This is a genomic window from Streptococcus oralis (genome assembly GCF_001075875.1).
Classification (GTDB): Bacteria; Bacillota; Bacilli; order Lactobacillales; family Streptococcaceae; genus Streptococcus; species Streptococcus oralis_I.
In genome coordinates, this window is sequence record NZ_JUOS01000185.1 from 26,858 (window position 1) to 40,331 (window position 13,474).

Annotated in this window: 22 protein-coding genes; all 22 read left to right on the plus strand. The window is 39.1% G+C overall.

Translation table 11 applies throughout. From position 1 onward, the window contains the following. Positions 1 to 17 precede the first annotated feature (17 nt). The 22 genes from rplX (at position 18) to jag (ending at position 13,460) form a co-directional block, all read left to right on the plus strand. A complete protein-coding gene (gene rplX / locus ADM33_RS09760; protein ID WP_000497691.1) occupies positions 18 to 323 on the plus strand; it encodes a 50S ribosomal protein L24 in 306 nt (101 codons plus the stop codon). 23 nt (positions 324 to 346) lie between these two features. Further along, positions 347 to 889, plus strand: coding sequence for a 50S ribosomal protein L5 (gene rplE, locus ADM33_RS09765; protein WP_000013542.1), 543 nt, complete (start codon positions 347 to 349; stop codon positions 887 to 889). A gap of 17 nt (positions 890 to 906) precedes the next feature. Then, positions 907 to 1,092, plus strand: coding sequence for a type Z 30S ribosomal protein S14 (locus ADM33_RS09770; protein ID WP_001085699.1), 186 nt, complete (start codon positions 907 to 909; stop codon positions 1,090 to 1,092). A gap of 213 nt (positions 1,093 to 1,305) precedes the next feature. Next, a complete protein-coding gene (gene rpsH / locus ADM33_RS09775; RefSeq protein WP_000245504.1) occupies positions 1,306 to 1,704 on the plus strand; it encodes a 30S ribosomal protein S8 in 399 nt (132 codons plus the stop codon). A 187-nt stretch (positions 1,705 to 1,891) separates the two neighbouring features. Beyond that, entirely contained in the window at positions 1,892 to 2,428 is a 537-nt protein-coding gene (rplF, locus tag ADM33_RS09780; RefSeq protein WP_000086625.1) for a 50S ribosomal protein L6, read from the plus strand. Positions 2,429 to 2,511: 83 nt separating this feature from the next. Beyond that, positions 2,512 to 2,868 carry a 50S ribosomal protein L18 gene (gene rplR, locus ADM33_RS09785; protein ID WP_000624044.1) on the plus strand — a complete coding sequence of 119 codons (357 nt, stop codon included), beginning with the start codon at positions 2,512 to 2,514 and terminating at the stop codon, positions 2,866 to 2,868. A 17-nt stretch (positions 2,869 to 2,885) separates the two neighbouring features. After that, positions 2,886 to 3,380 (plus strand): 30S ribosomal protein S5, encoded by a 495-nt coding sequence (gene rpsE, locus ADM33_RS09790; RefSeq protein WP_000874203.1) that lies wholly within the window; start codon positions 2,886 to 2,888, stop codon positions 3,378 to 3,380. A 13-nt stretch (positions 3,381 to 3,393) separates the two neighbouring features. Next, on the plus strand, positions 3,394 to 3,576 hold the full coding sequence (gene rpmD, locus ADM33_RS09795; RefSeq protein ID WP_000057243.1) for a 50S ribosomal protein L30: 183 nt from the start codon (positions 3,394 to 3,396) through the stop codon (positions 3,574 to 3,576). Positions 3,577 to 3,722: 146 nt separating this feature from the next. Further along, on the plus strand, positions 3,723 to 4,163 hold the full coding sequence (gene rplO / locus ADM33_RS09800; protein ID WP_000766079.1) for a 50S ribosomal protein L15: 441 nt from the start codon (positions 3,723 to 3,725) through the stop codon (positions 4,161 to 4,163). A gap of 12 nt (positions 4,164 to 4,175) precedes the next feature. Beyond that, positions 4,176 to 5,486 carry a preprotein translocase subunit SecY gene (gene secY / locus ADM33_RS09805; RefSeq protein ID WP_000465391.1) on the plus strand — a complete coding sequence of 437 codons (1,311 nt, stop codon included), beginning with the start codon at positions 4,176 to 4,178 and terminating at the stop codon, positions 5,484 to 5,486. A 155-nt stretch (positions 5,487 to 5,641) separates the two neighbouring features. Then, the gene (locus ADM33_RS09810; RefSeq protein ID WP_001050432.1) at positions 5,642 to 6,280 is read left to right on the plus strand and encodes an adenylate kinase; all 639 of its coding nucleotides are present in this window, start codon (positions 5,642 to 5,644) and stop codon (positions 6,278 to 6,280) included. 117 nt (positions 6,281 to 6,397) lie between these two features. Continuing rightward, entirely contained in the window at positions 6,398 to 6,616 is a 219-nt protein-coding gene (infA, locus tag ADM33_RS09815) for a translation initiation factor IF-1 (RefSeq protein WP_001029883.1), read from the plus strand. 24 nt (positions 6,617 to 6,640) lie between these two features. Next, positions 6,641 to 6,757 (plus strand): 50S ribosomal protein L36, encoded by a 117-nt coding sequence (gene rpmJ, locus ADM33_RS09820; protein WP_001808836.1) that lies wholly within the window; start codon positions 6,641 to 6,643, stop codon positions 6,755 to 6,757. Between the two features lie 17 nt (positions 6,758 to 6,774). Then, positions 6,775 to 7,140, plus strand: coding sequence for a 30S ribosomal protein S13 (gene rpsM / locus ADM33_RS09825; protein WP_000090783.1), 366 nt, complete (start codon positions 6,775 to 6,777; stop codon positions 7,138 to 7,140). A 17-nt stretch (positions 7,141 to 7,157) separates the two neighbouring features. Then, complete coding sequence (gene rpsK, locus ADM33_RS09830) at positions 7,158 to 7,541, plus strand: 30S ribosomal protein S11 (protein WP_001118385.1); 384 nt, start codon at positions 7,158 to 7,160, stop codon at positions 7,539 to 7,541. Between the two features lie 42 nt (positions 7,542 to 7,583). Beyond that, entirely contained in the window at positions 7,584 to 8,519 is a 936-nt protein-coding gene (locus ADM33_RS09835; protein WP_000568996.1) for a DNA-directed RNA polymerase subunit alpha, read from the plus strand. An 11-nt stretch (positions 8,520 to 8,530) separates the two neighbouring features. Continuing rightward, a complete protein-coding gene (gene rplQ / locus ADM33_RS09840) occupies positions 8,531 to 8,917 on the plus strand; it encodes a 50S ribosomal protein L17 (RefSeq protein ID WP_000331493.1) in 387 nt (128 codons plus the stop codon). 464 nt (positions 8,918 to 9,381) lie between these two features. Then, positions 9,382 to 9,648: an ACT domain-containing protein gene (locus ADM33_RS09845; RefSeq protein ID WP_049504879.1), complete on the plus strand. Its 267-nt coding sequence runs from the start codon at positions 9,382 to 9,384 to the stop codon at positions 9,646 to 9,648. Positions 9,649 to 9,657: 9 nt separating this feature from the next. Further along, complete coding sequence (locus ADM33_RS09850) at positions 9,658 to 10,995, plus strand: PFL family protein (protein WP_049504880.1); 1,338 nt, start codon at positions 9,658 to 9,660, stop codon at positions 10,993 to 10,995. Positions 10,996 to 11,315: 320 nt separating this feature from the next. Next, positions 11,316 to 11,687 (plus strand): ribonuclease P protein component, encoded by a 372-nt coding sequence (gene rnpA / locus ADM33_RS09855; RefSeq protein WP_045762469.1) that lies wholly within the window; start codon positions 11,316 to 11,318, stop codon positions 11,685 to 11,687. Continuing rightward, entirely contained in the window at positions 11,662 to 12,489 is an 828-nt protein-coding gene (locus ADM33_RS09860; protein ID WP_000728106.1) for a YidC/Oxa1 family membrane protein insertase, read from the plus strand. The genes rnpA and ADM33_RS09860 overlap by 26 nt, the downstream gene beginning before the upstream one ends. A 14-nt stretch (positions 12,490 to 12,503) precedes the next feature. Next, positions 12,504 to 13,460: an RNA-binding cell elongation regulator Jag/EloR gene (gene jag / locus ADM33_RS09865; RefSeq protein ID WP_049504883.1), complete on the plus strand. Its 957-nt coding sequence runs from the start codon at positions 12,504 to 12,506 to the stop codon at positions 13,458 to 13,460. Positions 13,461 to 13,474 lie beyond the last annotated feature (14 nt).

The following is a 13,474-nucleotide window of genomic DNA, read 5'->3' on the forward strand; positions in this document are numbered from 1 at the left end:
AATAAAAGGAGAAAAAAATGTTTGTAAAAAAAGGCGACAAAGTTCGCGTAATCGCTGGTAAAGATAAGGGAACAGAAGCTGTTGTCCTTACTGCCCTTCCAAAAGTAAACAAAGTTATCGTTGAAGGTGTTAACATCGTTAAGAAACACCAACGTCCAACTAACGAACTTCCTCAAGGTGGTATCATCGAGAAGGAAGCAGCTATCCACGTATCAAACGTTCAAGTTTTGGACAAAAACGGTGTAGCTGGTCGTGTTGGTTACAAATTTGTAGACGGTAAAAAAGTTCGCTACAACAAAAAATCAGGCGAAGTGCTTGATTAATCACGAAGGAAAGGAGAAGTATAATGGCAAATCGTTTAAAAGAAAAATATCTTAATGAAGTAGTTCCTGCTTTGACAGAACAATTCAACTACTCATCAGTGATGGCTGTGCCTAAAGTAGATAAGATCGTTTTGAACATGGGTGTTGGTGAAGCTGTATCAAACGCTAAAAGCCTTGAAAAAGCTGCTGAAGAATTGGCGCTTATCTCAGGTCAAAAACCACTTATCACTAAAGCTAAAAAATCAATCGCCGGCTTCCGTCTTCGTGAAGGTGTTGCGATCGGTGCAAAAGTTACCCTTCGTGGTGAACGTATGTACGAATTCTTGGACAAATTGGTTTCAGTTTCACTTCCACGTGTACGTGACTTCCACGGTGTTCCTACAAAATCATTTGATGGACGCGGAAACTACACACTTGGTGTGAAAGAACAATTGATCTTCCCAGAAATCAACTTTGATGACGTTGACAAAACTCGTGGTCTTGACATCGTTATCGTAACTACTGCTAACACTGACGAAGAGTCACGTGCATTGCTTACAGGCCTTGGAATGCCTTTTGCAAAATAATATAGGAGGTATAACTAATGGCTAAAAAATCTATGATTGCTAAGAACAAACGCCCAGCGAAGTTCTCTACTCAAGCATACACTCGCTGTGAACGTTGTGGACGTCCACACTCAGTTTACCGCAAGTTTAAACTTTGCCGTGTTTGCTTCCGTGAATTGGCATATAAAGGTCAAATCCCTGGTGTAACAAAAGCATCTTGGTAATATCATGATACAAAGAGCGTAACAACCATAGCAAAAATAGGAGATTTGGTGCAGGAGCGATGCTCCAAGACAAATCTATCTTTTTTGCCCAGGTTGTAGCTCGTGTTCAAATGAGAGTTATCTTGTTTGAATGTGTCAATACTATCTGAGCCCAGCTCAATCATTAACTAGCAAGTGCAACTTGCAAACTACTAGTAAGAGGAGAAAAATAAAATGGTTATGACTGACCCAATCGCAGACTTCCTAACTCGTATTCGTAACGCTAACCAAGCAAAACACGAAGTACTTGAAGTACCTGCATCAAACATCAAAAAAGGGATTGCAGAAATCCTTAAACGCGAAGGTTTTGTTAAGAACGTAGAAATCATCGAAGATGACAAACAAGGCATCATCCGTGTATTCCTTAAATACGGACCAAACGGTGAAAAAGTTATCACAAACTTGAAACGTGTTTCTAAACCAGGACTTCGTGTCTACAAAAAACGTGAAGACCTTCCAAAAGTACTTAACGGTCTTGGAATTGCTATCCTTTCAACTTCTGAAGGTTTGCTTACTGATAAAGAAGCACGCCAAAAGAACGTTGGTGGAGAAGTTATCGCTTACGTTTGGTAATATTTAGCTCCCAATTTCTTTGTGACTCTTCGTTATCGTCTCTAGCCTAACCCAAAGTTATGCCTGCGAGACGATGCTTAGATTCACTTTGAAATTGAAACCTAAATGTTCCTTTAAATCGAGAAATCGATTTAACCCCGTGAAAACTGGCCGTTCTGGCCTGACAATTTAACAGGAGAATAAAAACATGTCACGTATTGGTAATAAAGTTATCGTGTTGCCTGCTGGTGTTGAAATCACTAACAATGACAACGTTGTAACTGTAAAAGGACCTAAAGGAGAACTTACTCGTGAGTTCTCAAAAGATATTGAAATTCGTGTGGAAGGTACTGAAGTAACTCTTCACCGTCCAAACGATTCAAAAGAAATGAAAACTATCCACGGAACTACTCGTGCTCTTTTGAACAACATGGTTATTGGTGTATCAGAAGGATTCAAGAAACAACTTGAAATGCGTGGGGTTGGTTACCGTGCACAACTTCAAGGATCAAAACTTGTTTTGGCTGTTGGTAAATCACATCCAGACGAAGTTGAAGCTCCAGAAGGAATTACTTTTGAACTTCCAAACCCAACAACAATCGTTGTTAGCGGAATTTCAAAAGAAGTAGTTGGTCAAACAGCTGCTTACGTACGTAGCCTTCGTTCACCAGAACCTTACAAAGGTAAAGGTATCCGTTACGTTGGCGAATATGTTCGTCTTAAAGAAGGTAAAACAGGTAAATAATATTGAGTGGTTGATTTTCAGCCACCAATATCATTTCCAACTTTGTGCATAGCACACGATTTAAAACTAAAGAGGTGAAAACTGTGATTTCTAAACCAGATAAAAACAAACTCCGCCAAAAACGCCACCGTCGCGTTCGCGGAAAACTCTCTGGAACTGCTGATCGCCCACGTTTGAACGTATTCCGTTCTAATACAGGCATCTACGCTCAAGTTATTGATGACGTAGCGGGTGTAACGCTCGCAAGTGCTTCAACTCTTGACAAAGAAGTTTCAAAAGGAACAAAAACTGAACAAGCCGTTGCTGTCGGTAAACTCGTTGCAGAACGTGCAAACGCTAAAGGTATTTCAGAAGTGGTGTTCGACCGCGGTGGATATCTATATCACGGACGTGTGAAAGCTTTGGCTGATGCAGCTCGTGAAAACGGATTGAAATTCTAATAGGAGGACACTAGAAAATGGCATTTAAAGACAATGCAGTTGAATTAGAAGAACGCGTAGTTGCTGTTAACCGTGTTACTAAAGTTGTTAAAGGTGGACGTCGTCTTCGTTTTGCAGCTCTTGTAGTCGTTGGTGACCACAACGGTCGCGTAGGATTTGGTACTGGTAAAGCTCAAGAAGTTCCAGAAGCAATCCGCAAAGCAGTAGAAGATGCTAAGAAAAACTTGATCGAAGTTCCTATGGTTGGAACAACAATCCCACACGAAGTTATTTCAGAATTCGGTGGAGCTAAAGTATTGTTGAAACCAGCTGTAGAAGGTTCTGGAGTTGCCGCTGGTGGTGCTGTTCGTGCCGTTATCGAGTTGGCAGGTGTAGCTGATGTTACATCTAAATCTCTTGGCTCAAATACTCCAATCAACATTGTTCGCGCAACTGTTGAAGGGTTGAAACAATTGAAACGCGCTGAAGAAGTTGCTGCCCTTCGTGGTATTTCAGTTTCTGATTTGGCATAAGAAAGGGGATAAAATGGCTCAAATTAAAATTACTTTGACTAAGTCTCCAATCGGACGCATTCCATCACAACGTAAAACTGTTGTAGCACTTGGACTTGGCAAATTGAACAGCTCTGTTATTAAAGAAGATAACCCAGCAGTACGTGGTATGATCACTGCAGTATCTCACTTGGTAACAGTTGAAGAAGTAAACTAATTAAATTTTAGGGGATGTGCAGTATACCATCCCCTAAAACTAGATATAGTCATCTTTGATGACAAACGTATAGGCGAGTTGATAGGAGAGACAACCTTTTCTCTCTTATCGGCGCTAGCATTTTACAAAAGAGGAGAAAATATATAATGAAACTTCATGAATTGAAACCTGCAGAAGGTTCTCGTAAAACTCGTAACCGTGTTGGTCGTGGTACTTCATCAGGTAACGGTAAAACATCTGGTCGTGGTCAAAAAGGTCAAAAAGCTCGTAGCGGTGGCGGAGTACGTCTTGGTTTTGAAGGTGGACAAACTCCATTGTTCCGTCGTCTTCCAAAACGTGGATTCACTAACATCAACGCTAAAGAATACGCAATTGTTAACCTTGACCAATTGAACGTCTTTGAAGATGGTGCAGAAGTAACTCCAGTTGTTCTTATCGAATCAGGAATTGTTAAAGCTGAAAAATCAGGTATCAAAATTCTTGGTAACGGTGAGTTGACTAAGAAATTGTCTGTAAAAGCAGCTAAATTCTCTAAATCAGCTGAAGAAGCTATCACTGCTAAAGGTGGTTCAGTAGAAGTCATCTAAGAGAGGTGACCTATGTTTTTTAAATTATTGAGAGAAGCCTTCAAAGTCAAGCAAGTTCGATCAAAAATTCTTTTTACAATTTTTATCGTCTTTGTCTTCCGTATCGGGACTAGCATTACGGTTCCATGGGTGAATGCCAATAGCTTGAATGCTTTGAGTGGTCTATCTTTTCTAAATATGTTAAGTTTGGTGTCTGGTAATGCCATGAAAAACTTTTCAGTTTTTGCACTTGGTGTTAGTCCATACATTACTGCTTCTATCGTTGTCCAACTCTTACAAATGGATTTATTACCGAAGTTTGTAGAGTGGGGCAAACAAGGGGAAGTTGGTCGTAGAAAGTTGAATCAGGCAACGCGATATATTGCCCTTGTTCTTGCATTCGTGCAATCTATCGGAATTACTGCTGGTTTTAATGCTTTATCTGGAGCCAAACTTTTGACTGTTCCTTTAACACCACAAGTTTTCCTTGTGATTGGAGCAATACTAACAGCGGGTAGTATGATTGTAACTTGGTTGGGAGAGCAAATTACTGATAAGGGTTATGGAAATGGTGTTTCCATGATTATCTTTGCGGGGATTGTTGCTTCAATTCCTGATATGATCAAGGGTATCTATGTTGACTACTTTGTCAATGTACCAAGCAGTCGCTTGACTTCATCCCTCATTTTTGTTGCTATCTTAATTGTAGCAGTCTTATTGATTGTTTACTTTACAACTTATGTTCAACAAGCTGAATATAAGATACCAATTCAGTATACTAAGGTAGCACAAGGAGCACCGTCAAGTTCCTATCTTCCATTGAAGATTAACCCTGCAGGAGTTATTCCAGTTATCTTTGCTAGCTCAATTACAGCAGCACCAGCGGCAATTTTACAATTTGTAAGTGCATCTGGTCTTGATTGGGCCTGGGTACGTAGTGCTCAGGAGTTGCTATCTACAACAGCCCCTACAGGTATCGCTTTGTACGCTCTGTTGATTATCCTCTTTACATTCTTCTATACATTTGTACAGATTAATCCAGAGAAGGCAGCAGAAAATTTGCAAAAGAGCGGTGCTTATATCCACGGTGTCCGTCCTGGTAAAGGGACAGAAGAGTATATGTCAAAACTTCTTCGTCGTCTCGCAACAGTCGGTTCCCTCTTCCTAGGTGTTATTTCTATTTTACCTATTGTAGCTAAGGATTTATTCGGTCTTTCAGAAGTCGTTGCTTTTGGGGGAACAAGTCTTTTGATCATTATCTCAACAGGTATTGAAGGAATTAAACAGTTGGAAGGTTATTTATTGAAACGTAAGTATGTTGGTTTCATGAATACAACAGAATAATTGTAATAGAAAAGAAAATTCACTATTGCTCAGAGAGTGGAGTTTAAAAATCAAAGACCTTGTCAGATTTTTATCTCCTCTCTTCTATTTTGTTTTTAAATAGGAGTTGAAATGAATTTTTGCTTCTATTTAAAAACAAAAAAGGAGTTTGAATCATGAATCTTTTGATTATGGGCTTACCTGGTGCAGGTAAGGGTACACAGGCAGCAAAAATTGTTGAACAATTTCATGTTGCTCATATCTCAACAGGTGATATGTTCCGTGCAGCAATGGCTAACCAAACTGAAATGGGTGTCTTAGCTAAGTCTTATATCGACAAAGGCGAGTTGGTTCCAGATGAAGTTACAAACGGAATCGTAAAAGAGCGTCTTTCACAAGATGACATTAAAGAAACGGGTTTCTTGTTGGACGGATACCCACGTACAATTGAGCAAGCTCATGCCTTGGATAAAACTTTAGCTGAATTAGGGATTGAGCTTGAAGGTGTTATTAACATCGAAGTAAATCCAGATTGTCTTTTGGAGCGTTTGAGTGGTCGTATCATTCACCGTGAAACTGGCGAAACTTTCCATAAAGTTTTCAACCCACCAGTTGACTACAAAGAAGAAGACTATTACCAACGTGAAGATGACAAACCTGAAACAGTAAAACGTCGTTTGGATGTTAATATTGCCCAAGGTGAACCAATTATTGCCCACTATCGTGCAAAAGGTTTGGTACATGATATCGAAGGTAACCAAGATATCAATGATGTCTTTGCAGATATCGAAAAAGTATTGACAAAATTGAAATAAAAGCGTTTTTCATGCTTGCAAAATGTCTCTACAAATGTTATACTGAGTTAGTCTGACTTATAATTGTTGTCTCTGTGTCTAGAGGCATCAAATCGAAATTTATGGAGGTACTTTTGCGTGGCAAAAGACGATGTGATTGAAGTTGAAGGTAAAGTAGTTGATACTATGCCGAATGCAATGTTTACGGTTGAACTTGAAAATGGACATCAGATTTTAGCAACAGTTTCTGGTAAAATTCGTAAAAACTATATTCGTATTTTAGCGGGAGATCGTGTTACTGTCGAAATGAGTCCATATGACTTGACACGTGGACGTATCACTTACCGCTTTAAATAATCGAAAAACTTGGAGGGATAAGAAATGAAAGTAAGACCATCGGTCAAACCAATTTGCGAATACTGTAAAGTAATTCGTCGTAATGGTCGTGTTATGGTAATTTGCCCAGCAAATCCAAAACACAAACAACGTCAAGGATAAGATAGAAAGGAGAAAACATGGCTCGTATTGCTGGAGTTGACATTCCAAATGACAAACGCGTAGTAATTTCATTGACTTATGTGTACGGTATCGGACTTCCAACATCTAAGAAAATCTTGGCAGCTGCTGGAATTTCAGAAGATGTACGTGTTCGCGATCTTACACCAGATCAAGAAGATGCTATCCGTCGTGAAGTGGATGCAATTAAAGTTGAAGGTGACCTTCGTCGTGAAGTTAACTTGAACATCAAACGTTTGATGGAAATCGGTTCATACCGTGGTATCCGTCACCGTCGTGGACTTCCTGTCCGTGGACAAAACACTAAAAACAACGCTCGCACTCGTAAAGGTAAAGCTGTTGCGATTGCTGGTAAGAAAAAATAATATAGGAGGTAAAAGTCTTGGCTAAACCAACACGTAAACGTCGTGTGAAAAAGAATATCGAATCTGGTATTGCTCATATTCACGCTACATTTAATAACACTATTGTTATGATTACTGATGTGCATGGTAATGCAATTGCTTGGTCATCAGCTGGTGCTCTTGGTTTCAAAGGTTCTCGTAAATCTACACCATTTGCTGCTCAAATGGCTTCTGAAGCTGCTGCTAAATCTGCACAAGAACACGGTCTTAAGTCAGTTGAAGTTACTGTTAAAGGTCCAGGTTCTGGTCGTGAGTCAGCTATTCGTGCTCTTGCTGCCGCTGGTCTTGAAGTAACAGCAATTCGTGATGTGACTCCAGTGCCACACAATGGTGCTCGTCCTCCAAAACGTCGCCGTGTATAATCATAACCTTACACTGCTTTTCGTTTAAGAGGGAGTAACTAAATGATCGAGTTTGAAAAACCAAATATAACAAAAATTGATGAAAATAAAGATTATGGCAAGTTTGTAATCGAACCGCTTGAACGTGGTTACGGTACAACACTTGGTAACTCTCTTCGTCGTGTACTTCTAGCTTCTCTTCCGGGGGCGGCTGTAACATCTATCAATATCGAAGGTGTATTGCATGAATTTGATACAGTTCCGGGTGTTCGCGAAGACGTGATGCAAATCATTCTGAACATCAAAGGTATTGCAGTAAAATCTTACGTTAAAGACGAAAAGATCATTGAACTAGATGTGCAAGGTCCTGCTGAAATTACAGCTGGAGATATCTTGACAGATAGCGACATTGAAATTGTAAATCCAGATCATTATCTCTTTACAATCGGTGAAGGTTCTTCTCTAAAAGCGACAATGACTGTTAACAGTGGTCGTGGATATGTACCTGCTGATGAAAACAAAAAAGATAATGCACCAGTTGGAACACTTGCTGTAGATTCTATTTATACACCAGTTACAAAAGTCAACTATCAAGTTGAACCTGCTCGTGTAGGTAGCAATGATGGTTTCGACAAATTAACCCTTGAAATCTTGACTAATGGAACAATTATTCCAGAAGATGCTTTAGGGCTTTCAGCACGTATCTTGACAGAGCACCTTGATTTGTTTACAAATCTTACAGAGATTGCTAAGTCAGCAGAAGTGATGAAAGAAGCTGATACTGAATCGGACGACCGTATCTTGGAACGTACGATTGAGGAACTTGACTTATCTGTGCGTTCATACAACTGTTTAAAACGTGCCGGTATCAATACTGTGCATGATTTGACAGAAAAATCTGAAGCAGAGATGATGAAAGTAAGAAATCTTGGACGCAAGAGTTTGGAAGAAGTGAAAGTCAAACTCATTGATTTGGGTCTTGGATTAAAAGATAAATAAAGGAGGAATAAATGGCTTACCGTAAACTAGGACGCACTAGCTCACAACGTAAAGCAATGCTTCGCGATTTGACAACTGACCTTTTGATCAACGAATCAATCGTGACAACTGAAGCTCGTGCTAAAGAAATCCGTAAAACTGTTGAAAAAATGATTACTCTAGGTAAACGTGGTGATTTGCATGCACGTCGTCAAGCAGCTGCTTTCGTACGTAATGAAATCGCATCTGAAAACTATGATGAAGCAACTGATAAGTACACTTCTACTACAGCACTTCAAAAATTGTTCTCAGAAATCGCACCTCGTTATGCTGAGCGTAACGGTGGATACACTCGTATCCTTAAAACTGAACCACGTCGTGGTGATGCAGCGCCAATGGCGATCATCGAATTAGTATAAAATCATCAATTTTGTTGAGTGTTATGATGATGGAGTCTTGTGCTCTTAGTCTAGCTCTGGTCTACCGCTAGGACTTATGTCCTAGCGGGAACACTCATCATAAGATGATAAGGTAGACGCTTGTTTACGAAATTGTTTTTTACTTAAGAACAATTTCGTAAGCAGGCGTTTTTGAGTATTTTATTAAGAAATATGCTATACTATTGAAAAAGAAAATCGAAAATGTTCATTTTTTCAAAAATATTCTATAAAGAGGTTATGAGCCAATATATTATCAGTTTTAAGTTCTAAACTAGCGACTTGGTAAAAAATACTAGCCTGGTACAAGATCAACTAAGAGATTTTTTTAGGATTTCAACTTGGATAATTGTTCACTATTAAGTGATTTAGTTACTCTATCCTCCTTTTTCATTTTATTTTTGTCCAAAATGGATATCGTTTTGTGTTAGAAACGGAGTTTAATCATGAAAGCTATTATTACTGTTGTTGGTAAAGATAAATCTGGAATTGTTGCAAGTGTTGCGACAAAAATTGCTGAATTAGGCTTAAATATTGATGATATCTCACAAACAGTCTTAGACGAATTCTTTACTATGATGGCTGTGGTATCTAGTGATGAAAAACAAGATTTTACTCATCTTAGAAACGAATTTGAAGTTTTTGGTCAGACTTTGAATGTCAAAATCAATATTCAAAGTGCTGCTATTTTTGATGCTATGTACAATATCTAGGAGGTATTTATGGATATTAGACAAGTTACCGAAACAATCGCAATGATTGAGGAGCAAAACTTTGACATTAGAACCATTACCATGGGGATTTCCCTTTTGGACTGTATCGATCCAGATATCAATCGTGCTGCAGAAAAAATATATGAAAAAATTACTACAAAAGCAGCTAATTTAGTTGCTGTTGGGGATGAAATTGCGGCTGAGTTAGGAATTCCTATTGTGAATAAACGTGTGTCAGTAACTCCAATTTCCTTGATTGGTGCTGCTACCGATGCGACGGATTATGTAGTCTTAGCTAAAGCACTGGATAAAGCTGCGAAAGAAATTGGTGTTGACTTCATTGGTGGTTTTTCAGCCTTGGTACAAAAGGGTTATCAAAAAGGTGATGAAATCCTCATCAACTCTATTCCTCGTGCCTTAGCAGAAACAGATAAGGTTTGTTCATCAGTAAATATCGGTTCTACCAAATCGGGTATCAATATGACCGCAGTAGCGGATATGGGACGCATTATCAAGGAAACAGCTTCTTTATCTGATATGGGGGCGGCTAAATTGGTTGTATTTGCCAACGCGGTAGAGGACAATCCGTTTATGGCAGGCGCTTTTCATGGTGTAGGTGAAGCAGATGTCATCATCAATGTAGGTGTTTCAGGACCGGGTGTTGTCAAACGTGCCTTGGAAAAGGTTCGAGGTCAGAGCTTTGATGTTGTTGCTGAAACTGTTAAAAAAACAGCTTTCAAGATTACCCGTATTGGTCAATTGGTTGGTCAAATGGCTAGTGAGCGCCTCGGAGTTGATTTTGGGATTGTCGATTTGAGTTTAGCTCCAACTCCAGCAGTGGGTGATTCTGTAGCTCGTGTTCTTGAAGAAATGGGGCTAGAGACGGTTGGGACTCATGGAACGACTGCTGCCTTGGCTCTCTTGAACGATCAAGTTAAAAAAGGCGGAGTTATGGCTTGCAACCAAGTTGGTGGTTTGTCAGGTGCTTTTATCCCAGTTTCTGAGGACGAGGGGATGATTGCTGCAGTGCAAAACGGCTCCCTTAATTTGGAAAAATTAGAAGCTATGACAGCTATCTGTTCAGTTGGTTTGGATATGATTGCCATTCCTGAGGATACACCTGCAGAAACGATTGCGGCAATGATTGCGGATGAAGCTGCTATCGGAGTCATCAACATGAAAACAACTGCTGTACGTATTATTCCAAAAGGAAAAGAAGGCGATATGATTGAATTTGGTGGCCTTTTAGGAACAGCTCCAGTCATGAAGGTCAACGGTGCATCATCTGTTGATTTTATTGCACGTGGAGGACAAATCCCGGCTCCAATCCATAGTTTTAAAAATTAAAAAGAAGTGGAATCTGTTTAAGTTGGATTTAAGGATAGACCTGTATACTACTATTATTAAATAAAGACCTCCTAACTTTATTTAATTAAAATCCTAACTTTTTCATAATAATCTCCTACAAAAGTCACTCCAAAGGGTGACTTTTGTTTTATCTCAAGAGAACGTAGCATGTTCAAATTTGCAAATTTGTTCAAAAATAAGATGATTTAAAGGATAAAACTAGTTTTTTCATTCTGTAAAATGGGCTAAAACCTTGCTATGATTGGCTTTTTGAAAAATTATGGTATAATAGTAGTAGTTTTAATAGATGGAGTTGAATTTTGAAAAAACGCTTTCGTGTAAAAAAAGAGAAAGATTTTAGTGCAATATTTAAAAAAGGTGAGAGTTTTGCTAATCGTAAATTTGTTATTTATCGATTAGAAAATAATGAACAGCATTTTCGAGTTGGCCTATCTGTCAGTAAAAAATTAGGAAACGCTGTCACGAGGAATCAGATCAAGAGAAGAATTCGACATATTCTGATTGAACATAAAAATCAGCTGGTTGAAAATGTAGATTTTGTTGTGATTGCTCGAAAAGGTGTTGAGATCTTAGACTACGCGGAAATGGAAAAAAATCTACTTCACGTATTAAAGTTATCAAAGATTTACCAGGAAGGAAATGGGAGTGAAAAAGAAATTACAGTTGACTAGCTTAATGGTGCTTGCTTTATTTGTGATGAGCGCCTGCACGGCTAGTGGTACGACGAGTGAGATTACAGCTGAATCAACAGGTTTTTGGAGTAAATTTGTTTATTTTTTTGCTGAAACTATTCGCTTTTTATCATTTGATACAAGTATTGGTCTGGGGATTATTTTATTTACCCTTTTAATCAGAACCATTCTTTTACCAGTCTTTCAGATACAAATGGTGGCATCTAGAAAGATGCAAGAAGTACAACCACTTGTTAAGGAGTTGCGAGAACGTTATCCGGGACGGGATATGGAGAGCCGTACCAAGCTGGATCAAGAAATGCGTCAGTTGTTCAAGCAACATGGTGTGAAGCAGTCAGCTTCTCTTTGGCCAATCTTAATCCAAATGCCAGTCTTGTTGGCCTTGTTCCAAGCTTTGAGTAGGGTAGAATTTCTAAAAACGGGTCATTTCTTATGGATTAACCTTGGTGGTGTTGATACGACTTTTGTTTTGCCTATTCTGGCAGCTATCTTTACTTTCCTTAGCACCTGGTTATCCAATAAGGCCATGGTTGAGAAAAATGGTGCTATGACAGGAATGATGTATGCAATGCCAGTCATGATTTTCTTCTTTGCCATGTATTCACCAAGTGGGGTTGCCTTATACTGGGCGGTATCCAATGCTTATCAGGTGCTCCAAACTTATCTGCTCAACAATCCATTTAAGATTATTGCAGAGCGTGAGGCGGGAGTACAGGCTAAGAAGGATTTAGAAATCAAGAAGAGAAAAGCTCTCAAGAAAGCACAGAAAAAGAAAAAGTAAGGAGGAATCTTGTAATGGTATTATTTACAGGTTCAACTGTTGAGGAAGCAATCCAAACGGGATTGAAGGAATTGGGGATTCCTAGAATGAAGGCGCATATCAAGGTTGTCTCAAGGGAGAAAAAAGGTTTCTTTGGCCTTTTTGGGAAGAAACCAGCGCAAGTTGATATCGAAGCAATTAGTGAGACAACTGTTGTGAAGGCAAATCAGCAAGCAGTTAAGGGAGTTCCAAAGGAAGTTAATGCTAAGAACGAACCCGTTAAGACTGTTAGTGAAGCAACAGTAGACTTAGGCCATGTTGTTGAAGCAATCAAAAAAATCGAGGAAGAAGGACAAGGAATCTCTGAAGAAGTCAAGGCCGAAATTCTTAAAAATGAGAAAGAAGCTAGTACAATTTTAGAGGAGACTGGTCATATTGCCATTCTAAAAGATTTGCTGCCAGAAGAATCTAAAGAGCAGGAAGAAGTCGAGCAGAATGATGATTTAGAAAATCTAGGTTTGAAGATTGAACCGACCTATGATATTGACCAGGTGGTCGAAGAAGTAACCAACTATGTTCAAGGTATTATTGATGATATGGATGTTGAGGGAGCAATCTCAAGCACTTCAAATCGCCGTTCTATCAATATGCAAATTGATACTAATGAACCAGGTCGTATTATCGGTTACCACGGGAAGGTCTTGAAATCTCTTCAGCTCTTAGCACAAAATTATCTTTATAACCGCTATTCAAGAACCTTCTATATTACCATCAATGTTAATGACTATGTAGAGCACCGTGCAGAAGTCTTGCAAAGCTATGCACAGAAGTTAGCTACACGTGTCCTAGAAGAGGGGCGAAGCCAGGTGACTGATCCAATGTCTAGTAGCGAACGTAAAATTATCCATCGTATCATCTCACGTATGGAAGGTGTTACTAGTTATTCAGAAGGTGATGAGCCAAATCGTTACGTTGTCGTGGATACAGAATAGTCAAAGCAAAATCA

Coding starts and splice junctions, on each gene's coding strand:
- rpsE (WP_000874203.1), top strand. CDS start 2,886: ATGGCATTTAAAGACAATGCAGTTGAATTAGAAGAACGCGTAGTTGCT.
- rplE (WP_000013542.1), top strand. CDS start 347: ATGGCAAATCGTTTAAAAGAAAAATATCTTAATGAAGTAGTTCCTGCT.
- ADM33_RS09845 (WP_049504879.1), top strand. CDS start 9,382: ATGAAAGCTATTATTACTGTTGTTGGTAAAGATAAATCTGGAATTGTT.
- rplF (WP_000086625.1), top strand. CDS start 1,892: ATGTCACGTATTGGTAATAAAGTTATCGTGTTGCCTGCTGGTGTTGAA.
- rpmD (WP_000057243.1), top strand. CDS start 3,394: ATGGCTCAAATTAAAATTACTTTGACTAAGTCTCCAATCGGACGCATT.
- secY (WP_000465391.1), top strand. CDS start 4,176: ATGTTTTTTAAATTATTGAGAGAAGCCTTCAAAGTCAAGCAAGTTCGA.
- ADM33_RS09850 (WP_049504880.1), top strand. CDS start 9,658: ATGGATATTAGACAAGTTACCGAAACAATCGCAATGATTGAGGAGCAA.
- jag (WP_049504883.1), top strand. CDS start 12,504: ATGGTATTATTTACAGGTTCAACTGTTGAGGAAGCAATCCAAACGGGA.
- rpsH (WP_000245504.1), top strand. CDS start 1,306: ATGGTTATGACTGACCCAATCGCAGACTTCCTAACTCGTATTCGTAAC.
- ADM33_RS09810 (WP_001050432.1), top strand. CDS start 5,642: ATGAATCTTTTGATTATGGGCTTACCTGGTGCAGGTAAGGGTACACAG.
- rplX (WP_000497691.1), top strand. CDS start 18: ATGTTTGTAAAAAAAGGCGACAAAGTTCGCGTAATCGCTGGTAAAGAT.
- ADM33_RS09770 (WP_001085699.1), top strand. CDS start 907: ATGGCTAAAAAATCTATGATTGCTAAGAACAAACGCCCAGCGAAGTTC.
- rplQ (WP_000331493.1), top strand. CDS start 8,531: ATGGCTTACCGTAAACTAGGACGCACTAGCTCACAACGTAAAGCAATG.
- rpmJ (WP_001808836.1), top strand. CDS start 6,641: ATGAAAGTAAGACCATCGGTCAAACCAATTTGCGAATACTGTAAAGTA.
- ADM33_RS09835 (WP_000568996.1), top strand. CDS start 7,584: ATGATCGAGTTTGAAAAACCAAATATAACAAAAATTGATGAAAATAAA.
- rplO (WP_000766079.1), top strand. CDS start 3,723: ATGAAACTTCATGAATTGAAACCTGCAGAAGGTTCTCGTAAAACTCGT.
- rpsM (WP_000090783.1), top strand. CDS start 6,775: ATGGCTCGTATTGCTGGAGTTGACATTCCAAATGACAAACGCGTAGTA.